Raw genomic sequence first — 18,633 nt, 5'->3', positions numbered from 1 at the left:
CCTACGGTGCCCCCGATGACGACGAACCGCAACACCGATCCCACCACGGCACCCATCGAGGTGTTCCGGTCAGGCCGGCACACCGATGCTGCCGGCCGCACCGTGGCGTTCACCGATGCTGACCTGGCGCAGCTGGCCGAGAGCTACGACCCCGCGCTGCACGAGGCGCCGATCGTCGTGGGTCACCCCGACGCTGATGCGCCGGCCTATGGCTGGGTGCAGGGCTTGCGCGTAGAGGGTGGCACGCTGCTCGCCGATCCGCGCCAGGTCGATCCGGCCTTCGCCGAGCTGGTCCGAGCCGGCCGCTACAAGCGCGTCTCAGTCAGCCTCTACAGCCCTCAGGCGCCGAACAACCCGAAGCCTGGCGGGTGGTATCTGCGGCACGTTGGGGTGCTCGGCGCGCAGCCGCCGGCCGTGAAGGGCCTCAAGCCGATCTCGTTCGCTTCTGGCGAGGAAGGCGTCGTCGAGCTGGCCGAGACCTGGACGCTCGGCATCGTCGGCTCGGCGCTCCGCCGCATGCGCGAGTTCATGCTCACGCAGTTCGGCCAGGAAGCCGCTGACCGCGTCCTGCCGTCCGGTGATCTGGACATGATCTCCGACGCCCCCTCGCTGCCGATGCCGCCGCCGACGCCCGCCTACAGCGAGCCGGGGCCAACCGATACACCGAAGAAGGACGATCCCATGCCCGACCAGGACCGCGCGGCGGAGCTTGCCGCGCGTGAGAAGGAGCTTGCGCGCCGTGAGGCTGCGGTCGCCGAGCTCGAGCGCCAGCGGCATCGCGACCAGGCTGTGCAGTTCGCAGACGAGCTCGTCGCGGCGTCGCAGCTGCCGAAGGCATCGCGCGAGCTGGTCGTGCAGCTGCTCGGCACGCTCGCCGATCCAAAGGTCGACCTCACCAAGCCGCTGGCATTCTCCGAGGTTGGCGAGGTGGTGCCGGCCGACGCGCTGAAGGCTCTGCTCAAGGGCATGCCGAGGCAGGTGGCCTTCGGCGAGGTCGCCGGTGACGGCATCGAGCGCGTCGACCTTACCGACCACCGCAGCATCACGCGCGGCGCCGAGGCGCTGATCAAAGCCGAGGCCGACAAGGGTCACGCGCTGAGCTTCGCCGACGCCGTGGTCCGCATCAGCAGGGAGGCCCAGCAGTGACCCCGACACTCACCCGCACCTTCACCGCCGGCGGCACGATCGGCCTCAACCGCGTCGTCATCCCCGGCGCCGCTGATGGGGCTGTGGTTCAGGCTGCTGCAGCGACCGGCGCGCTGATCGGCGTCTGCCGGCAGCCAGGCGGCGCTGTCTCCGGCGAGCGCTGCGACGTGGACGTGGCTGGGGTCACCGAGGTCGTTGCTGGCGGCACGATCACCCGCGGCGCACTCCTGACCTCCGACGCCAACGGCGCGGTGATCGCCGCAACCGCGGCTGCGGGCTCGAACGTCCGCGTCATCGGCATCGCGCTCGTGTCCGCTGCCAGCGGCGACATCATCCCGGTGCTGCTCGCGCCGGGCTCGTTCCAGGGCTGAGGGGGCCTGACCCATGGCGAACGCGCCGTTTCCGATCCAGCAGACCCTGACCGCGATCGCGGTCCAGTATCGCAACTCGACGCTGATTGCCGATGCTGTGTTGCCCCGCGTGCCCGTCGGCACGCAGGAGTTCAAGTACATGCGTCACGCGATGTCCGAGGGCTTCACGATCCCCGACACACGCATCGGCCGTCGGTCGCGTCCGAACGAACTCGAGTTCACTGCCGTCGAAGTGGCGGCTGCCTGTCTGGACTACGGTCTGGATGATGTCATCCCGCAGCGCGACATCAACAACGCGCCAGAGGGCTACAACCCGGTCGAGCGCGCGGTTCAGGGCCTGACCGACCTTGTGCTCCTGGACCGCGAGAAGCGAGTGGCGGACATCGTCTTCGCGCTGAACACCTATCCGGCAGCTCAGCGCACGACCCTCTCCGGCACGAGCCAGTGGTCCGACTTCACCAACTCGACGCCGCTCGTGAACATCACCACCGCGCTCGACACGATGGTCATGCGCGGCAACGTCATGGTCATTGGCCGCCAGGCCTGGACGCGCCTGTCGATGCACCCGCAGATCGTGAAGGCGGTGATGGGCTATGCGAACGACAGCGGCATCGTGACCCGTCAGCAGGTAGCGGCGCTTTTCGAGCTCGAAGATGTGCTTGTCGGCGAAGGCTGGCTCAACACCGCTCGCAAGGGCCAGGCAGCGAACATGCAGAGGGTCTGGGGAAAGCATTGCGCGCTGATACACCGAGACAGCCTGGCTGGGCCGCAGATGCGCACCACGTTCGGGTTCACCGCGCAGTTCGGTACGCGCTTCTCCGGCCAGATGCCAGAGCCGCACGCCGGCATCATCGGCGGCACGCGCGTGCGCGTCGGCGAGAGTGTGGCGGAGGTCGTGAGCGCGAACGATCTCGGCTACCTCTTCCAGGACGCGGTGGCCTGAGCCATGCACCGCTATCGGGTCATCTCCCCTCTCGATCACGACCTTGTCGCATATCCGGTGGGCGCCATCATCACCTGCGATGATCAGCTCGCAGCGAGCCTGATCGACAAGGGGGTGATCTGGCCCGAGACCGACCACGCGACGCAGGCAACTCAATTCACGGCGCTGCCGCCCGCGACCTCGCCGTCCACTGCTTCGGACGGCGCGGCAGCGGTCGGCCAGCAGGACGCCCCTGCTGACGGCGCGACAGGCGGGGGCACAGTGCCCCCCGCCTCGGCAGCGGAGGCGTCTCCGCTGCCGCCCCCCATGCCCCCCGCAGCGACTGACCAGACGGGAGCCGGCGCAGCCGAGGGTAAGGCTGCGCCGGCCAGTGCCCCTGCGTCGAAGCCGCGGGCCAAGCGCACCAAGGCCTGACCGCCGTGCCCTACGCCACGCAGGCCGAGCTGGAGACCAGGTTCGGCACGGACGAGCTCGTCCAGCTGACGAACCGCGCCGGCGGCAACACGATCGATGCCGCCGTCGTTGCCTCGGCTCTCGTTGGCGCATCGTCAGAGATCGATGGCTATCTGGCGCGGCGCTACGCCGTGCCAGTCTCGCCGGCGCCGGTCTTCCTCGGCGAGGCGTGCCTCTCGATCGCGCGATACAAGCTGCACGGCAAGAGCGCCGGCGACGCCGTGCGCCGTGACTACGACGATGCCATTCGGCTCCTGCGCGACCTGGCTGACGGCCGCGCCGAGATCGCTGGCGCCGCACCGCCGGCGTCGTCCAGTGTGGCCGGCCAGGTGCGCATCGACGCGCCGGGCCGGCAGCTCTCGCGCGACCAGCTCGCGGACTTCACGCGCTGATGGTCGCGCGCGTCGACATCACTGTGAACGATGCCGAGATCGCCAGCGCGCTCGGCAGAGCAGCTGCGGCAACGCGCGACCTCACCTCGTTGATGGATCAGATCGGCGCGTCGCTGGTGGCCAGCACGCAGTTTCGCTTTGAGACGGCGCGCGGGCCTGTTGGAGTGCCCTGGAAGCGCAGCGCGCGCGCGGCCTCTGTCGGCGGTCAGACACTCGTCGACAGCGGGCGCCTGCGCGCCTCAATCACTCATCGGCCCTCGTCTGATCGGGTCGAAGTCGGCAGCAACCTGGTCTATGCCGGCGTACATCAGCTCGGCGCCACCATTCGCGCGAAGACTTCCAAGGGCCTGCGCTTCCGGATCGGTGACAAGTTTGTCGTCCGCCGCCAGGTGACGATCCCGGCTCGGCCGTTCCTTGGCGTCGATGCGGAGGATCGGGCGGAGATCGTCGCCATCACGACTGACTGGCTGCGCGACCGCCTGGCGCGTGGTGGGGGCCAGGCATGATCGACAGCATCGTCACGCGCATCAAGGCAACGCTCGGGAACCCATTCCGCACAGTCGAGGGCGCGGCGGAGTACTCCGCGCTGCAGGCACCGCCACCAGCGGCGCGCTGCCCAGCGGCGTATGTCATCGAGCTCGCCGACGATGCGGGGCAGAACTCGCTGGCCACCAGCGCTGTGCGTCAGCGCATCACCGAGACTTTCGCCGTCGTCATGATCGTCGCCAGTCTTCGCGACCACCGCGGAGAGGCGGCGCAGGCGCTGCTCCAGCCGGTGCGAGCCTTCTGCGTGCAGGCGCTCATCGGCTGGGCGCCAGACGCGAACCACGACGCGATCACCTATCTCCGCGGCCGTCTGGTGGATGCCAGCGAGGGCTACGTCGTGTGGCAGGCGGAGTTTCAGGTTCGCAGCACGTTGAGGAGTGTCTGAGCATGGCTGGAGAGGGTGGGTCCTACGAGCTGCTGCCCGATGGCACGCGCCGGCGCATCGGCGGCACCGAGACACCGGCGCTGCCGAAGCCATGCGAGGCCGACGGCACGCCGATCGACGCGCCGAAGGTGGTTGAGCCGAACCTGCCGGAGCTGCCGCCGAAGGCGAGCGCCGTGAAGCGGAAGGGAGGCTGATCATGGCACGCACGAACCGCGTCGCGACGCTTGCGAAGATCGAGACGACCTATGGCGTCGACAGCGTGCCGACGGGAGCGGCGAATGCCGTGCTGCTCCAGGAGGCGGAGGTCACGCCGATGGAGGCTGAGCGGATCGAGCGCCCGCTGATCCGTCCCTATTTCGGTGCGCGACCGTACGTGCTGGCAGGCAAGCGCATGCGCCTCACTGCCACCGTGGATCTCGCTGGCGCCGGTGCCGCTGGTGACATCCCTGCCTTTGGCCCGCTGCTCCGCGGCTGCGCGATGGCCCAGACCGTCGTGCCATCCACCCGCGTCGACTTCACGCCAGTGTCCTCTGGCGAGGAGAGCCTGACGCTGATCTACAACCTCGATGGCACGCAGCATCGAGGGCTCGGCGGCCGTGGCACCTGGTCGCTTGAGCTCAATGCGAACGCCTTTCCCCGGTTGCGCTTCGAGTACCAGGCCTTTTTCACCCAGCCGACGGCCGTCGCGCTTCCCGCCGTGACCCTCACCGCGTGGAAGGACCCGCGACCTGTCGGCTTCGTCGACACGCCGCTGATCGAGATCGACGGGTTCACGGCGCTGGCTATGGAGAGCTTCAGCTACACGCACGCGAACGACGTCGTGTATCGCGACCTGGTGGGCACCCGATCGGTGCAGATCACCGGCCGGACGCCGGCGGCGACGGTGTCGATCGAGGCGCCTGCGCTGGGCACCAAGAACTTCTTCGCGCTCGCCGACGCTCAGACGCCAGTGCTCGTGCGGTGCCGGCAAGGCACGTCGGCCGGCAACATCGCCGAGATCTCGCTGCCGCGCGTGCAGATCCTGAACCCGCGGTATCGCGACAGCGACGGCATCGCGATGCTCGACATGGACCTGGTGCCACTGCCGAACGTTGGCGACGACGAGATCACGCTCTCCATCAGCTGAGGTGACGATATGTTCGTGATGGCCAAGGACCCGCAATTCACCTGGCCGGTGATTGTGCGCGTGCCGATCGACGACGGGAAGCACGAGATCCAGCGCTTCAACGCCCGGTTCCGTCTGCTGCCGAGAGAGCGCGTGGACGCGCTCGCCGGCGACACGCGGGCGCTGCTCGCTGCCGCGCTGGTCGGATGGAGCGACATCGCCGACGAGGAGAAGCGGCCCCTGCAGTTCAGCGCGGCGGCTGCGGAGGCGTTGGTCTCGATCCCCTACGTGCTGACGGGCCTGGCAGAGGCCTACGCCGAGGCGATCAGCGGCGGAGCTGCCCGAAAAAACTGACGGCCGTCGCGCGTGCCTGGGCCGAGCCACGCGGCGGTGCGGAAGCGGCAACGGAGCAGGCGCGGCAAGCGGCGGCGCTGGGGGCTACGGCGGAGGTGGTTGAAGACATCTCGGCCCGTGTTCCGGCAGCGGTCGAAGTCTTCCCCGACAATTGGCAGGCGGTGACGGTGTTCGTTCGGATGGGCACACAGTGGCGGCGCGCCGGGTTCAAGGGCATCCCGACGGGGCTGGACTACGCCGCAATGCCGGTTGTGGCTGATGCGAGCGGCATCGTGCTCACCGAGATCTTGCTCGACCAGGTGCGGCATCTAGAACGCGAGGCGCTGGCGGCGATGCACGCATGACGGACCTGACCGTCAAGCTAATCCTGAACGCTGACGGCTCTGCCGCGCGGGCGGAGCTCGTGCGCACGCAGAGCGCGATCGGCGCGCTTGGCCCAACCGGCACCGCCGCCGCGAAGGAGATCGATGCTGCTGCCGTGTCCGCGAGCCGCTCGCTCGCAACGGTTGGAACTGCCGCTGCACGAGCTGGGGCCCAGGTCGAAGGCGCGCTGGCTGGCCGCACCGGAACAGCGCTCCAGAGGGTGCGGCAGAACTTCGGCCAGATCGGCTTCCAGGTCGGCGACTTCGTCACGCAGGTCCAGGCCGGCGGCTCTGCCTTCACCGCATTCGCGCAGCAGGGCGGGCAGCTCGCCGGAGCGCTGGCTGGCGGCATCGCAGGCCTGGTCGTTCAGGTTGCTGCGGTTGGCGCACAGATGCTCGCGACGTCGAACATCTTCGGCACAGCCGCTCAGGAGACAAACACCTTTGCGAGTGCGCAGGAGGCTCTACGCAAGGCTCTCGACGGGGTTTCAACGGCCCTTGAGACGAGCGAGGCCAGGACGCGACGCCTCACGATCGAGCAGCGTCAGAACAGCGTGGCCGCGATTGCGAATGCCCGCGTGCAGATCGAGCGTCGCCGCGCGATCGCGCTTGCGACCGCAGAAGGGCTTGAGAGCGAGATCGCGGCGCAGCGCCAGCAGCAGGGCGACGGCTCATTCGATTTCCAGAACTTCCGCGACGGCGCCGAGCGCACCATCGCCCAGTATCGGAACGAGCTTCGGCTGTTGGAAGGGCAGCTTCAGTCCCTGGCGGCCGCTGAGCGGCAGATCTTCAATGCGCCCTTGCCAAGTGGACAGCCGGAGGCGCGGCCAGAGCGCACGCGAGCTGCAGGTGCCGCGCGCAGCACCACTGTGGATGATCCCTTCAGGGCCTTACGACAGTCGGCGCAGTCGCTTGAGCAAGAGGTGCGTACACCGCTGGAGCGGTACAACGACGAGCAGGCGCGTCTGAACACTCTGCTCGACCTCGGCCTGATCTCCCAGGAGACCTGGCAGCGTGCTCTCGCGCGCGCCGGCGAAGACCTCGCAAAGACCCAGCAAGCGGCCAGTGGCGCGACCACGGATATCGGCGGACTCGAAGCGGCGTTCGAGAAGCTGGGTGACGAGGTGCAAGGCTTCGGACGGGAGTCTGCCCGCGCGCTCGCTGATGCCTTCACCGGCGTTCGCGCCCTGGATGGCGGCATCGGCGGGCTGCTTCAGCGGCTCGCTTCAGGCGTGTTGGAAAAGCTGATCTTCGAGCAGATCACCGGCCCACTGACACAGGCAGCGTCGGTGCTGCTCAGAAGCGGCCTGTCTTCACTCGCGGGAGCATTCGGCTTCGGTCCATCACCAGGCGCCATTGCCGGGCCTTCCATTGTTCCGGTCACGGCGACGCCACTGCACACAGGCGGGATCGTCGGAACCGGTGATGGAGCGCGTCGCGTGGTGTCGCAGGCGATCTTCGACCGCGCTCCCCGCTTTCACACCGGCGGGATCATCCGGCCGAACGAAGTCCCGGCAATCCTCGAGCGTGGCGAGGGCGTGTTCACGCCCGCGCAGATGCGCGCGCTGGCGCCGGCCGGTGGTGGCGACGTCATGGTGCAGGTGATCGATCAGCGTGGCGCGGGCGCCCCGCCGATCGAGACCACCGAGAGCCGTGGGCCGGACGGGCAGCGCATGATCAGGATGGTCGTACGGCAGGAGGTGCGACGTGCCGTCGCCGATGGCGCGCTCGATCGCGAGATGCAGGCGAGCTACGGCCTGAGCCGACGAGGGGCAGGCTGATGCCTGCGTGGCCCTCCACCCTCCCAGGCGCGGCCGAGATCGAGGGCTACAGCGAGCGCCCCACTGACCTAGCCATCAGGACACCGATGGACGTCGGCCCCGCAAAGGTGCGGCGTCGATACACGGCAGGGGTCACCGCCATCGAGGGCACGATGCTGATGTCGGCGGCGCAGACCGTCACGCTCATGGCGTTCTGGCGGGACACGACGGCCGCGGGGTCGCTGTCCTTCGACTGGACGCATCCACGCACCGGCGAGGTTGCCCGCGTGCGCTTCACTGTCCCACCGGAGCTGCGGCCGGAGGACGCTGGGGCGCTGTGGCGCGCGAGCCTACGGATGGAGATCCTGCCATGACCCGCGCTCTCTCTCTCGCAGCGCGCCAGTCGCTCACGGCCGAGGAGACGGGCGAGGCTTGGCTGATCCTGCTCACGATCGAGGCGGAGGACCTGGCATCACCGATCCGGGTGGTGAATGACGGCCAGGGCATCACCAGCCGCGGCAACCTCTTTGTCGCCTATCCCTTCGAGATCGACCTGCCAGGCGACGATGCCGACAGCGTGCCGCGCGTGACGCTGAAGATCGACAACGTGCATCGGGACATCGTCGCAGCGCTGCGGGCGCTGACGTCGCCTCCCAGCGTCGCGATCGAAGTGGTGCGCGCGAGCGAGCCTGACCTTGTAGAGGCGGGGCCGTTCAGGATGACGCTGCGCCAGGGCAGCTACGACACGCTGACGGTCGAAGGCGAGCTGGTGTTCGAGGACGTGCTGAACGCTAGGTATCCGGCTGATGCCTACGTGCCCGCTGACTATCCAGGGCTCTTCTGATGGTGCCGGCATGGGCCGCCGAGTATGTGGGGCTCCCCTTCGCTGAGTGCGGCAGGGATCGATCCGGCTGCGACTGCTGGGGCCTGGTGCGCCTGGTGCTCGCGGAAGTGTTCGACGCGGAGGTGCCGAGCTACCTCGGCGGCTACGCCCACACCGCCGATCGGCAGGCCGTTGCCGCGACGGTCGCGCGCGCGCTTCCTGACTGGACGCCAGTGCTCGGCGTTCCTGAGCGCGCCGGCGACGTCGCGCTTTTCCGGCTCATGGGACAGCCGACGCACGTTGGCCTGGTCGTCGCGCCTGGATGGATGCTGCACGTCGAGCGCGGCACAAACAGCGCCCTCGATCGGCTGGACGGGATGCGGTGGGCAAGTCGCCGGATCGGGCTCTATCGGCACTGGGACCTAGCATGAGCGCGCCCGGAGAAGTGCGCGTTATCGCGCTGCCCAAGCCGTTCAGCGGTGATCGGACCGACTATCTCGCGCCGGCTGGCCTAACCGTCGCGCAGCTGCTCAACGACGCGCCGATCGATCCTGCGCTTCGCGCTTTCACGCAGGTGTGGCTGGTGGACCCGAACGGCGGTGCGGATCCCGCATGGATACCGCGCGAGAACTGGCACCTGGTGAAGCCGCGGGAGGGCATGCTGCTCCAGCTCCGCGTCGTGCCACAGGGCGGAGGTGGTGGTGGCAAGAACCCGCTGCGGACCATCCTGTCGATCGCCGTTATCGCTGCTGCCTTCTTTCTCGGGCCCGCGCTTGGAGGTGCAATCCTTTCGGGCATCTATGGGTCAGTCGTGCCTGCAACGATCCTTGGTGTGACCTCGAGCGCGTTCGCAACAGCACTAGGCGGCTTCCTGATCACCGCTGTCGGCACCCTAGCGATCAACGCTCTCGTGCCTCCACCGAAGCCATCGCTTTCGTCGCTCACCTTCGGTGGTGCCACGCGCACCTCGCCGACGCTGAGCATTACCGGCAGCGCGAACCGGTCGAACCCCTACGGCCCGGTGCCTCGGGTGTTCGGGCGTCATCGCGTGTATCCGCCGATGGCGGCACGGCCGGTCACGGAGTCGGAAGGCGATCAGCAGTTCCTGCGCCTTCTCTTCGACTTCGGATACGGGCCGCTCGAGCTCTCCGACCTGCGGATCGGCGCCGTGCCGATCGAGCAGTTCGAGGGCGTCGAGATCGAGATCCGGCAAGGCTTTCCGGAAGATCCCCCCGCGACGCTCTACAGCCGCACCATCCGGCAGGACGAGTACTCGCTCAAGATCACAGAAGCCGGCGGCCCGCAGATCCTGGAAACCCGCGACGCGGCGGCAGAGACGACGATCGACGTGGCCTTCGGTGGCCTGCTTACCTTCGGCGGCGATGGTTCGCAGCAGAACCGCAGCGTGACGTTCCGCACGGAATGGCGGCTTCTGCCTGATGGCGAGTGGGTCAGCGCCGGTGAGACGACCGTCACCGCCGCGACGACGTCCACCGTTCGGCAAGGCGTGCGCATCGTCTTCCCGACGCCAGGCCGCCACGCCCTGCGCTTCACCAGGCTGACGCCGGACACGACCAGCGCCACGGTGCGCGACGAGATGTTCGTCACCGCCGTGCGCTCGATCCAGCCTGACTATCCCCTGCGCAGGTCAGGCCGATGCATCGTCGCGATGCGCATCAAGGCGACGGACCAGCTCTCGGGTGTGGTGGATCAATTCAGCGCCGTGGCGCAGGCCCTCCTGCCGGTCTGGAACGGGGCAGAGTGGGTCAGGCAGCCGACGCGCAACCATGCCTGGGCCTACCTCGAGGTGCTGCGCGGTACTGCGAACCCCCGGCCGATCTCGGATGACCGCATCGACCTCCAGGCGTTCGTGGATTGGGCAGCTGACTGCGACGCTGCGGCTCCGGATGGCGTGGCACCGCGGTGGACCTTCGACGCAGTCGTCGATGCCGAGACCACCGTCTTCGAGCTGCTGCGCGACATCGCTGCTTCCGGACGTGCTGCCTTCGGCATGCGCGATGGCCGGTTCTCCATCGTGCGAGACATCCCGCAGATCGTGCCGATCCAGCACTTCACGCCGCGGAACAGCTGGAACTTCAGCGGCCGGAAGCTCTTCCCCGATCGCGCGCAGGGGGTTCGTGTCCGGTACATCGAGCCCGAGCGGGAATGGCAGCAGCAAGAGGTGATCGTCTACGCCGACGGCTTCGACGAGAACACCGCGCAGCGGCTCGAGACGCTGGAGATGTGGGGCTGCACCAGACGCGCGCAGGGATGGCGCGAGGGGCGCTACCACCTCGCCGTCGCGCAGCTGAGGCCGGAGACCTACGAGATCTCCTGCGACGTCGAGCACCTCATCGCCACACGCGGTGATCTGGTGCGCGTTGCTCACGACGTGCCGCTGTGGGGTATCGGTTGGGGCCGCGTCGCCGAGCTCGAGGAAGAGAGCGGCGATGTCGTCGCCGTCACGATCGATGCAGCGATGGAGGTCAGAGCGGACCGCCTCTACACCGTGCGCGTCAGGCGGTCCGACGCTACCGGCCATGTCTACTCCGTGGTGCCGGAGATCGACGCCGAGGGCCTGACGCGACGCCTCGTGCTAGCAGTGCCGATCCCGCTGTTGGATGCTCCTGCGATCGGCGACCTGGTGCAGTTCGGCGAGGCGGGCCGCGAAAGTGCTCTCCTGCTCGTCAAGCAGATCCAGCCGGGCCCGGACCTCACCGCGCGGCTGACGCTCGTCGATGCTGCGCCGGATGTTCACGCGGCGGATGCCGGTGGCGTCATACCGCCGTTCGATCCGGGCATGACGCTGCCGTTCCCGCCGCCCGGCACGCCGCCGCTCGTGCCGGCGATCGACGAGGTCTACTCTGGCACGCGTGCTCTCATCCGTGGCGGCGATGGGTCGATCATCAGCCGCATCGCCGTCGGCGTCGCTGCACGCGACGAGCCGTTCTTCGGGTTCATGCAGCTGCGATGGCGCCGCTCGGAGAGCGCGGAGCCGTGGCAGATCGGGCCCGCGGCCGAAGGTGTGCGGACCACCCTCTACGCCAGCCCCGTTGAAGACGAGGCGGTCTACGAGCTGCAGGTCCGCGCGACGACGCGCGTCGGTGCCGCCAGCGCGTGGTCAGCCAGCACCATGCACCAGGTTCTCGGGAAGGCCGCAGCGCCATCCGATGTCCAGGGCTTCGCGATCGCCGGCCGCGACGTTGACTGGTTGGCGGTGCAGGATCTCGACCTGGCTGGATACATCATCAGGTGGGCCGCAGGCGCCTCGGTCGAATGGGAGCGGGCTGTTCCCGCCCATGGTGGGCTGCTGACCTCGAGTCCGTTTACGCTGCCTACGAGCATCGCCGGCGACGTCACGATCCTGATCAAGGCGATCGACACCAGCGGCAACGAAAGCCTCGAGGCCGCCAGGATCATCGTCGGGCTGGGCGACCCGGTGCCGGAGAACGCGGCGGCCGCCATAAACTATCGTGCGCTCACCTGGCCAGGCACGCGCGTCTCGGCCGAGGTGGTTGGTGGCGACCTGGTCGCGACGCTCGACGGCTCCGCCCCCATGTGGCCGGACGACGCGGCCGCGATGTGGCACAGCACCAGCGGCGCGATGTGGCCGCCGGACGCGTGGTCAGCGATGGCCTACGAAGACACGGTTTCCTTCTCGTCGCCGCCGTCGGATGCGCGCGTTCTCATCGAGGCCGAGTTCGAGGGGGATGGGGCGCGGCTGCTCTGGCGCAAGACGGCCCCCATCTGGACGGATGATGGGGCCGCACTCTGGACCGCGGATGCTGATCCGATGTGGGGCACGGGCGGCGCATCCTGGACAGCCTGGCCGGGAGTAGCGGCGGCCTCGGAAGGCGCGTTCGAGATCCGTGTTGAGATCGGTGCAGGGGCGACACGCGGCAGGATCCGCCGCCTGCGCGCCATTCTCGATGCGAAATCGATCGTCGAGCAGCTCGCCGACGTGTCGATCGCGGCGGCTGGAACGCGGCTGCCGATCACCAAGACCTACGCGGCGATCGGCGCGGTGCAGCTCACGCTCCAGGGCGGCACGACGGCACGCACTGCGCTCCTGATCGACAAGGACCAGGTGCTTGGCCCTCTCGTGCAGGCGCTCGATGCGACTGGCACAGGGGTGGCCGCGACCGTTGATGCTTCGATCTTCGGATACTGAGGAGGACTTATGGCCACGCTTCCGCCGAACAACGACCTCACCGGCTCAGGCGTCACGCAAGGCGGTTTCAGGACCGCTCTCAACGCGGTGCTCGATGTCATCCGAGACACGCTCGGCTCCACCGGAACGCCCGGCGGCGCACGCACCACGCTCGGCCTTGGCGCGCTCGCGACGAAGAGCAGCCTGGTGATCTCCGACTTGCCAGCGAACATTCCCGGCACCCAACTCGCCGATGGATCGATCCCGGCAAGCAAGCTCGCGTCGGGCGCAGCCATCCCGGCTGGGTTCATCATGGACTTTGCGGGTGCCACGCCACCGACCGGATGGCTCCTTTGCGATGGCTCGCCAGTCAGCCGCACGGCGCAAGCGGCGCTGTTCGCGGCGATCGGCACCACCTGGGGCGCCGGCGATGGATCGACGACGTTCAACCTGCCTGACCTGCGCGGCCGCGTGCGGGCCGGGCGAGACAACATGGGTGGCACGGCTGCGGGGCGCCTTACGAACACGGGCACGGGGAACCCAGGGCTGAACGGGCAGGTACTCGGCGGTGCTGGTGGCTCCGACAGGCACACGCTCGGGACGCCGCAGATCCCGTCGCACACGCACACGGGGACGGCTGCCAGCGCCGGCGCTCACACGCACACGGTCCTCGGCCCCTATTTCGATCCTACTTTCGGCAGCACTACCACCAGCGGCGACAATGCTGGCGCTCTATCACCGACGCAGCCCGTGACCTCGTCTGCCGGAGCGCATACCCATGGGCTAACGATAGACGCCGCGGGGGGCGGCGAAGCCCATCCGAATGTGCAGCCCACTGCGGTCGTCAACTCCGTGATCAAGACCTGAGGAGGCAGCGATGCGCGTCTCTGTCTCCGCTGATGGCATGGTGGTCGTCGACGGCGTCGGCGCGGCGTGCGCCGTGACGCTGCCCTCGGGGGTGCGTGCGCTGCACTGGGATGGAGAGGTGGGGTTCGAGGAGAGAGACGCCGGAAGCACACCGGTCGACCTGGATGCCTTCGGCCCATACCTCGCCGCGTGGCGGCAGGCGACTGGCCGAGAGGCTGGAAGGTGGCGCGTGCTGCGCTCCACGCTGATCGAGCGCATGACGGAGCAGGAAGCGGTTGACCTCAGCACCATCGTCGCGACACTGCCTGTGCGTGACCGCCTGCTGTGGGAGGCGGCACGATGGCTCTGGAATGACGACGCGCGTGTCCTTGGCGCGGCGGCCGCGATGAGCTGGAGCGACGCACGCGTCGCCGAGCTCCTCGCCTACGATCCTGATGCGCGAATGCTGCAAGGCTGACGCTGATCAGCCTGAGCGCCATCGCAGCCTTGGGAGAGTGTCGGTGCAGAGGAGCTGCATGGCACGCACACCTGGACAGATCAGGCGAGGGATCCGGCCACCGATCGCTGCTCGCGGTGTAGGTGTGGGGCGCATCTCGCTCGCCGGGCCATCCAGCCCTGTTCCACCTCCTCCCCCGCCACCCCCGCCGCCTGGCGCGCAACTAACAAGCATTTCCTGGCGCGTTGGCAGCCGGCTTGCGATCCTCGCGAACGCCGCACCAGGCGGCGAGCTCGTGTTGAACACGGGCCGGCACGATCACCGCGCCGACAGGCCCGCGACCATCACGACCGCCGACGCGGACGTGAGCTCGTGGACGAGCGGCCAGAGCCTCGCCGGCACCGTCACGCAAGGCACCCTCGCCAACCGCCCGACGCACAGCCAGGCCGCGAGCGTGGTCACCTTCGCGGGTTCCACCGGCACCGGCGACACCACGAACGGGAAATGGTTCGGCTTCCCCACCGGGGCCGGCACCCTGCCGACGCGCATCGAATCCGGTTCGCCGCTGCTGATGGTCTACATGCTCGTCAGGTTCGCCTTGGTGCCGACCTGGCGCACGCGCCTGTTCGGCGTCGGCACGTTGAACAACACGTTCCAGAACGAGCGGCGCGGCTATGGCCTCGATGTGAACAGCGGCGGGCAACTGCGCTTCTGGCGCGCCGACAGCACCGCGGTCAGTGCACAGACGATACCCGGCGCGATCACGGCTAACGAGCCGATCGCCCTGGCCCTCGTGTTGAACGATGACCGCACTACGCCGGGCACGTCCGACAACATCACGCGCCTGTTCGTGAAGACCAAGGGCACAGGGCCTTACCCGAGCTTGACGCAGGCTGCCACGGCAGCGCGCGCGGTTGCGGGCAACGGCTCGCCTAGCGCGATGATCAATCGCGACTGGTACACGGCTGCAGCCGGAGGGATCGGCAACTTCGAGCTGTTCGCGTTCGCGGCCGACTATGCGCCGCCCACCACGGACGCGCCGATCGGCGACAACCTCGACCGCATGCTCGGGAGGGTCTGAGGGTGTTTCGCTATCAGCTCTTAAGCACGACCACATGGGCGCAGAGCCAAGGCATCATGTGGGGCGGATCAGGCGAGACGAGCGAGCCCGGCTTGAGCGTGACCGGGCAGGCCCGGCTGCTTTCGCGCCTGCAACAATACCTGCCGGGCGTGACGGTGAACGTCCGCGCCCTGTCGAACGGTGGCAGCCCGCCGGCCTACTCGATGGTCAGCGGAACCAATTTCATCGACTGGAGCGGCGCATCGGACGCCTGGTGGAACCGTGCCGGCGCCGCCTATGACACGCACGGCGGCCCCCTGCGTGACTACATCCTCGCCGAAGGGAACGCGGCGCGGATGCACGTTCTCATTCACTACTGCAACACGCAGGACGACAACGACGGCGGGTTCTTCTTCAACGGCTACCGCGACGCGATCGTGGCCGCCTACCAGAAGATTTTCGACGACTGCGCCCCGAGCTTCGGCGCGTTCTACATCCTGCCGGTGTGCAATGCCTCGCGCGGCTCCGGTGGCGGCAACCTTGGCAGCATCCGCCGCATCATGGATGCGCTCGCAGGCTATGGCGAACCGGTCGCAGGCCTGCCGCGTCTCCCGTTCGTTCTGCGGCCGATCTACCCCATGGGCTGGATCCCGATTGACCAGTATCTCGAGAGCTCGGGCGACAATCAGCACGTGATGCGATCGACCGCCAGGCGCGCCACCGAAGGCCTGGCGCTGCGCATCGCAGGGTGGAACGGTGCGACGGCGCAGAGCCCGGATCAACCGCGCCTCTGCCGCGCCGTGCGCATCAACGCAACGACGCTGCGCGCGACCCTGGTCAGCCCCGGTGGGTTCCCACTGCGCCGGCAGGGTGCGCATGGGTTCGCGCTCACCGGCGCCGGGAGCATCTCGGCCGTTGGCGCGTTCGACAATTCGCAGGTGGCAACGACCCGCTATGTGACGTGCGACCTCACTGTGTCGGGCCTCACCAGCATTTCGCGGCTCACACAGTTCGCCGCCTATCAGCAGTCGAGCTTCGCCAACGGCACCACCCCGCCGCGTGGCCTTCTGCAGAACGTGAGCTTCGCCGATCCGACCGGCGGAACCCTCACGATCACCGATGCGTATGAGGACCTCTTGAGTGCCGATCCTGTGCTGATGGTCGCGCAGCATGAGAGCGGCGTTCCGGTCGAGATCTAGGAGCCAGGCCCGTGGAGAAATGGACGATCGCCACCCCTCTTGCCGGCATCCCTTGGACCATTCCAGGCGGTGTTGAGGCAACGCTCGCCTTCACGGCGGACGTGAAGCCAGGTGACGCGGGCATGGTCATCGTGAGCCCTGACGCGTCGCTGCTGCTGACCTACGCCGAAGGCGTCCGCACCGATCCGGGCATCCGCCCGCGCGCCGTCGCCGGCGGCTCTCTGCTGTCCTACGTCGTCACCGAAGTGACCGAACAGGGGCCCCTCTACGTCATCGCGCTCAACCGCGCCTCGGGAGGCTGACAAGATGGCATCGAACCTCACCACCGCCGGCGCAACCTTCGCGATGGCCGCCCTTGCCGGAACCTATTGGCTTGGCCTCGGCACAGGCCAGAACCCCGCCGGCCTGGTGGGGGAGGCCAGCACCTCAGGCACCGGCTATGCCCGCGTGCCGGTCATTGTGACGCCCTCAGGGCCGGTCGGAACGAACGACAGCGCCGCCACGTTCACCGGCTTCACCGTCACGCAAGGCGCCTTCACGCATGGCGGCCTGTTCACGGCACAGACCGGCGGGGAATGCCGGTGGGTTGGATCGCTCAATGCCGCCGTGAACATCCAGGCCGGCGTGCCCATCACAATCCAGCCCGGCGACCTCGATGTTGAAGTGGAAGTGACGGCATGAAGGCCGACGTTCAGCGTTTATCAGTCCTCGCCTACGCCAGCGGTTTCACGCTCTGGCTCTACAAGCCTGAGATGGGGGTGCAGTCTATTCGTGAGCCGGGGTTCTTCAATCGCCTCGCCCACCTGCTTCACCCAGGTGATTCGGTGATCATCAGCGCCTCAGATGGCGGGGAGATGGTCTTCGTGGCGCAGAATACAGGCGACACCGTCACCCTCTTCGACGCACCGATCGCACCGCCCGCGAGCTGACTTTCGTCGCCGGCGTCGGCCGGCGGGGGACGGGGCGTTGGCGCGCCCCGAGCCGAGGGGTAGCGCCCTCATGACCACAATCGGCCGCTTGCGGCCATCCCGCCACCCCTGCAGGGGCGGGATCAGGCTATCGAGGTCATCCCATGGCGTCCATGCGCGCCGTTGCACCTGTTCGCCCTGTCGCACCCTGGATTGGCGGCAAGCGCCGTCTCGCCGAGAGGATCGTTGAGCGGATCGAGGCTGTCCCACACGAGCTCTACTGCGAACCCTTCCTCGGGATGGGCGGCGTATTCCTGCGCAGGCGAAATGCACCCCCGGCTGAGGTGATCAACGACCTGAGCCGGGACGTGGCCACGCTGTTCAGGGTGCTGCAGCGGCACTACCAAGCCTTCCTGGAGATGCTGCGCTGGCAGCTCACCACGCGTGCTGACTTCGAGCGGCTCATGGCCACCCCGCCAGACACCATGACCGACCTGGAGCGCAGCGCCCGCTTCCTCTACCTCCAGCGCTGCGGGTTCGGCGGAAAGGTGACAGGCCGATCATTCGGCGTCAGCTACGCGACCGGCGCGCGTTTCGACGTCACCAAGGTCGTGCCGCTCCTCGAGGAGGTGCACTGCCGGCTCGCAGGCGTCGTGATCGAGTGTCTGCCCTGGCAGGCCTGCATCGCAAAGTACGACCGGCCTGGCGCTCTGTTCTATCTTGACCCGCCCTATTGGGGCAGCGAGGGCGACTACGGCCAAGGCTTCGGCCGAGAAGACTTCGACGCGTTGGCTGCGGTGCTCGGCGGCCTGCAGGGCGGCTTCATCCTATCGCTGAACGACACGCCGGAGGTCAGGCGCACCTTCCGCAGCTTCCAGGTCGAGGCGGTGCAGACGGTGTACTCAGTCGGCGGCGGCAGCTCGTCGAAGCCTGTCCGCGAGCTGCTCATCGCTTCTCGTCGCTCCCGCGCATCGCGGAGGAGATGAAGCAATGGTGTTCCGGGCCGCGGTTTCCGCTTCTTTGCGCCGGCACCTATCCTCTGCGGCAGCTGCCAGCTCGGGGGCTCAGCAGGTCGCGCCCGGTGCCTCAAGGTACGCTGAAGGCGCCCTTCAGCCAGGTCCGCCTAGTGCTGCTCACGGTTAGGAACATGATGCCGGGGATGGGGATAATCTCCGATCACAGAGGAATGCCGTCTCTCGCCAGGGCGCCGGCGCTGCTTTTGCGCGGGAAGAACCATGTGGCGCTTCAGGGAAAAACCATTCGGCGCGCTACAGTCACCAGGGCTATGGCGAGAACCGCGGGAAACCTGCGGCTAAGAGCCGTCTCAGTTCCACCGGAGAGCGCGCTTCGATAGACCGCTGGCGGAGGGGGTG

Annotated in this window: 24 protein-coding genes; all 24 read left to right on the top strand. The window is 68.1% G+C overall.

The window, feature by feature from the left end; genetic code table 11:
* The coding region (locus tag Q0C38_RS22080; protein ID WP_291299299.1) for a hypothetical protein at positions 1 to 1,146 on the top strand (1,146 nt) is incomplete at its 5' end.
* Positions 1,143 to 1,517 carry a capsid cement protein gene (locus Q0C38_RS22075; RefSeq protein ID WP_291299298.1) on the top strand — a complete coding sequence of 125 codons (375 nt, stop codon included), beginning with the start codon at positions 1,143 to 1,145 and terminating at the stop codon, positions 1,515 to 1,517. The genes Q0C38_RS22080 and Q0C38_RS22075, both read left to right, overlap by 4 nt.
* Positions 1,518 to 1,530: 13 nt before the next feature.
* Entirely contained in the window at positions 1,531 to 2,460 is a 930-nt protein-coding gene (locus Q0C38_RS22070; RefSeq protein WP_291299297.1) for a phage capsid protein, read from the top strand.
* Positions 2,461 to 2,463: 3 nt separating this feature from the next.
* Positions 2,464 to 2,874 carry a hypothetical protein gene (locus Q0C38_RS22065; protein WP_291299296.1) on the top strand — a complete coding sequence of 137 codons (411 nt, stop codon included), beginning with the start codon at positions 2,464 to 2,466 and terminating at the stop codon, positions 2,872 to 2,874.
* 5 nt (positions 2,875 to 2,879) lie between these two features.
* Complete coding sequence (locus Q0C38_RS22060) at positions 2,880 to 3,305, top strand: gp436 family protein (protein WP_291299295.1); 426 nt, start codon at positions 2,880 to 2,882, stop codon at positions 3,303 to 3,305.
* Positions 3,305 to 3,811 carry a phage virion morphogenesis protein gene (locus tag Q0C38_RS22055; protein WP_291299294.1) on the top strand — a complete coding sequence of 169 codons (507 nt, stop codon included), beginning with the start codon at positions 3,305 to 3,307 and terminating at the stop codon, positions 3,809 to 3,811. Before Q0C38_RS22060 ends, Q0C38_RS22055 begins: the two co-directional genes overlap by 1 nt.
* Positions 3,808 to 4,236: a hypothetical protein gene (locus Q0C38_RS22050; protein WP_291299293.1), complete on the top strand. Its 429-nt coding sequence runs from the start codon at positions 3,808 to 3,810 to the stop codon at positions 4,234 to 4,236. The genes Q0C38_RS22055 and Q0C38_RS22050 overlap by 4 nt, the downstream gene beginning before the upstream one ends.
* Before the next feature lie 2 nt (positions 4,237 to 4,238).
* The gene (locus Q0C38_RS22045; protein ID WP_291299292.1) at positions 4,239 to 4,430 is read left to right on the top strand and encodes a hypothetical protein; all 192 of its coding nucleotides are present in this window, start codon (positions 4,239 to 4,241) and stop codon (positions 4,428 to 4,430) included.
* 2 nt (positions 4,431 to 4,432) lie between these two features.
* The gene (locus Q0C38_RS22040; RefSeq protein ID WP_291299291.1) at positions 4,433 to 5,362 is read left to right on the top strand and encodes a phage tail tube protein; all 930 of its coding nucleotides are present in this window, start codon (positions 4,433 to 4,435) and stop codon (positions 5,360 to 5,362) included.
* Between the two features lie 18 nt (positions 5,363 to 5,380).
* Positions 5,381 to 5,695, top strand: a complete 315-nt coding sequence (locus Q0C38_RS22035) for a hypothetical protein (protein ID WP_291299290.1) — start codon at positions 5,381 to 5,383, stop codon at positions 5,693 to 5,695.
* A 95-nt stretch (positions 5,696 to 5,790) separates the two neighbouring features.
* Positions 5,791 to 6,039, top strand: coding sequence for a DUF1799 domain-containing protein (locus tag Q0C38_RS22030; protein ID WP_291299289.1), 249 nt, complete (start codon positions 5,791 to 5,793; stop codon positions 6,037 to 6,039).
* The gene (locus tag Q0C38_RS22025) at positions 6,036 to 7,838 is read left to right on the top strand and encodes a hypothetical protein (protein WP_291299288.1); all 1,803 of its coding nucleotides are present in this window, start codon (positions 6,036 to 6,038) and stop codon (positions 7,836 to 7,838) included. Before Q0C38_RS22030 ends, Q0C38_RS22025 begins: the two co-directional genes overlap by 4 nt.
* Positions 7,838 to 8,191, top strand: a complete 354-nt coding sequence (locus tag Q0C38_RS22020) for a hypothetical protein (protein WP_291299287.1) — start codon at positions 7,838 to 7,840, stop codon at positions 8,189 to 8,191. Before Q0C38_RS22025 ends, Q0C38_RS22020 begins: the two co-directional genes overlap by 1 nt.
* On the top strand, positions 8,188 to 8,661 hold the full coding sequence (locus Q0C38_RS22015) for a DUF1833 family protein (protein ID WP_291299286.1): 474 nt from the start codon (positions 8,188 to 8,190) through the stop codon (positions 8,659 to 8,661). Before Q0C38_RS22020 ends, Q0C38_RS22015 begins: the two co-directional genes overlap by 4 nt.
* Positions 8,661 to 9,071, top strand: a complete 411-nt coding sequence (locus Q0C38_RS22010) for an NlpC/P60 family protein (protein ID WP_291299285.1) — start codon at positions 8,661 to 8,663, stop codon at positions 9,069 to 9,071. Before Q0C38_RS22015 ends, Q0C38_RS22010 begins: the two co-directional genes overlap by 1 nt.
* Positions 9,068 to 12,811: a host specificity factor TipJ family phage tail protein gene (locus tag Q0C38_RS22005; RefSeq protein WP_291299284.1), complete on the top strand. Its 3,744-nt coding sequence runs from the start codon at positions 9,068 to 9,070 to the stop codon at positions 12,809 to 12,811. The genes Q0C38_RS22010 and Q0C38_RS22005 overlap by 4 nt, the downstream gene beginning before the upstream one ends.
* 9 nt (positions 12,812 to 12,820) lie before the next feature.
* Positions 12,821 to 13,657: a phage tail protein gene (locus Q0C38_RS22000; RefSeq protein WP_291299283.1), complete on the top strand. Its 837-nt coding sequence runs from the start codon at positions 12,821 to 12,823 to the stop codon at positions 13,655 to 13,657.
* A gap of 10 nt (positions 13,658 to 13,667) precedes the next feature.
* Complete coding sequence (locus Q0C38_RS21995) at positions 13,668 to 14,114, top strand: hypothetical protein (RefSeq protein WP_291299282.1); 447 nt, start codon at positions 13,668 to 13,670, stop codon at positions 14,112 to 14,114.
* Positions 14,115 to 14,388: 274 nt separating this feature from the next.
* Positions 14,389 to 15,174, top strand: coding sequence for a hypothetical protein (locus Q0C38_RS21990; protein WP_291299281.1), 786 nt, complete (start codon positions 14,389 to 14,391; stop codon positions 15,172 to 15,174).
* Positions 15,175 to 15,266: 92 nt separating this feature from the next.
* Positions 15,267 to 16,352 carry a hypothetical protein gene (locus Q0C38_RS21985; RefSeq protein WP_291299280.1) on the top strand — a complete coding sequence of 362 codons (1,086 nt, stop codon included), beginning with the start codon at positions 15,267 to 15,269 and terminating at the stop codon, positions 16,350 to 16,352.
* Between the two features lie 11 nt (positions 16,353 to 16,363).
* A complete protein-coding gene (locus tag Q0C38_RS21980; protein ID WP_291299279.1) occupies positions 16,364 to 16,654 on the top strand; it encodes a hypothetical protein in 291 nt (96 codons plus the stop codon).
* Between the two features lie 4 nt (positions 16,655 to 16,658).
* Positions 16,659 to 17,033, top strand: a complete 375-nt coding sequence (locus Q0C38_RS21975) for a hypothetical protein (RefSeq protein ID WP_291299278.1) — start codon at positions 16,659 to 16,661, stop codon at positions 17,031 to 17,033.
* Complete coding sequence (locus Q0C38_RS21970) at positions 17,030 to 17,281, top strand: hypothetical protein (protein ID WP_291299277.1); 252 nt, start codon at positions 17,030 to 17,032, stop codon at positions 17,279 to 17,281. The genes Q0C38_RS21975 and Q0C38_RS21970 overlap by 4 nt, the downstream gene beginning before the upstream one ends.
* A 143-nt stretch (positions 17,282 to 17,424) precedes the next feature.
* Positions 17,425 to 18,246 (top strand): DNA adenine methylase, encoded by an 822-nt coding sequence (locus tag Q0C38_RS21965; RefSeq protein ID WP_291299276.1) that lies wholly within the window; start codon positions 17,425 to 17,427, stop codon positions 18,244 to 18,246.
* The last annotated feature ends 387 nt before the right edge of the window (positions 18,247 to 18,633 follow it).

Origin of the sequence: Elioraea sp., from assembly GCF_022842375.1 — a bacterium.
Lineage (GTDB): Bacteria > Pseudomonadota > Alphaproteobacteria > Acetobacterales > Acetobacteraceae > Elioraea_A.
This window is presented reverse-complemented; position numbering and strand designations above follow the sequence as displayed.

Excerpts from the sequence above, each read along its gene's own strand:
- Q0C38_RS22070 (WP_291299297.1), top strand. The coding sequence starts at position 1,531 with ATGGCGAACGCGCCGTTTCCGATCCAGCAGACCCTGACCGCGATCGCG.
- Q0C38_RS22065 (WP_291299296.1), top strand. The coding sequence starts at position 2,464 with ATGCACCGCTATCGGGTCATCTCCCCTCTCGATCACGACCTTGTCGCA.
- Q0C38_RS22055 (WP_291299294.1), top strand. The coding sequence starts at position 3,305 with ATGGTCGCGCGCGTCGACATCACTGTGAACGATGCCGAGATCGCCAGC.
- Q0C38_RS22050 (WP_291299293.1), top strand. The coding sequence starts at position 3,808 with ATGATCGACAGCATCGTCACGCGCATCAAGGCAACGCTCGGGAACCCA.
- Q0C38_RS22045 (WP_291299292.1), top strand. The coding sequence starts at position 4,239 with ATGGCTGGAGAGGGTGGGTCCTACGAGCTGCTGCCCGATGGCACGCGC.
- Q0C38_RS22040 (WP_291299291.1), top strand. The coding sequence starts at position 4,433 with ATGGCACGCACGAACCGCGTCGCGACGCTTGCGAAGATCGAGACGACC.
- Q0C38_RS22035 (WP_291299290.1), top strand. The coding sequence starts at position 5,381 with ATGGCCAAGGACCCGCAATTCACCTGGCCGGTGATTGTGCGCGTGCCG.
- Q0C38_RS22025 (WP_291299288.1), top strand. The coding sequence starts at position 6,036 with ATGACGGACCTGACCGTCAAGCTAATCCTGAACGCTGACGGCTCTGCC.
- Q0C38_RS22020 (WP_291299287.1), top strand. The coding sequence starts at position 7,838 with ATGCCTGCGTGGCCCTCCACCCTCCCAGGCGCGGCCGAGATCGAGGGC.
- Q0C38_RS22015 (WP_291299286.1), top strand. The coding sequence starts at position 8,188 with ATGACCCGCGCTCTCTCTCTCGCAGCGCGCCAGTCGCTCACGGCCGAG.
- Q0C38_RS22010 (WP_291299285.1), top strand. The coding sequence starts at position 8,661 with ATGGTGCCGGCATGGGCCGCCGAGTATGTGGGGCTCCCCTTCGCTGAG.
- Q0C38_RS22005 (WP_291299284.1), top strand. The coding sequence starts at position 9,068 with ATGAGCGCGCCCGGAGAAGTGCGCGTTATCGCGCTGCCCAAGCCGTTC.
- Q0C38_RS22000 (WP_291299283.1), top strand. The coding sequence starts at position 12,821 with ATGGCCACGCTTCCGCCGAACAACGACCTCACCGGCTCAGGCGTCACG.
- Q0C38_RS21995 (WP_291299282.1), top strand. The coding sequence starts at position 13,668 with ATGCGCGTCTCTGTCTCCGCTGATGGCATGGTGGTCGTCGACGGCGTC.
- Q0C38_RS21975 (WP_291299278.1), top strand. The coding sequence starts at position 16,659 with ATGGCATCGAACCTCACCACCGCCGGCGCAACCTTCGCGATGGCCGCC.
- Q0C38_RS21970 (WP_291299277.1), top strand. The coding sequence starts at position 17,030 with ATGAAGGCCGACGTTCAGCGTTTATCAGTCCTCGCCTACGCCAGCGGT.
- Q0C38_RS21965 (WP_291299276.1), top strand. The coding sequence starts at position 17,425 with ATGGCGTCCATGCGCGCCGTTGCACCTGTTCGCCCTGTCGCACCCTGG.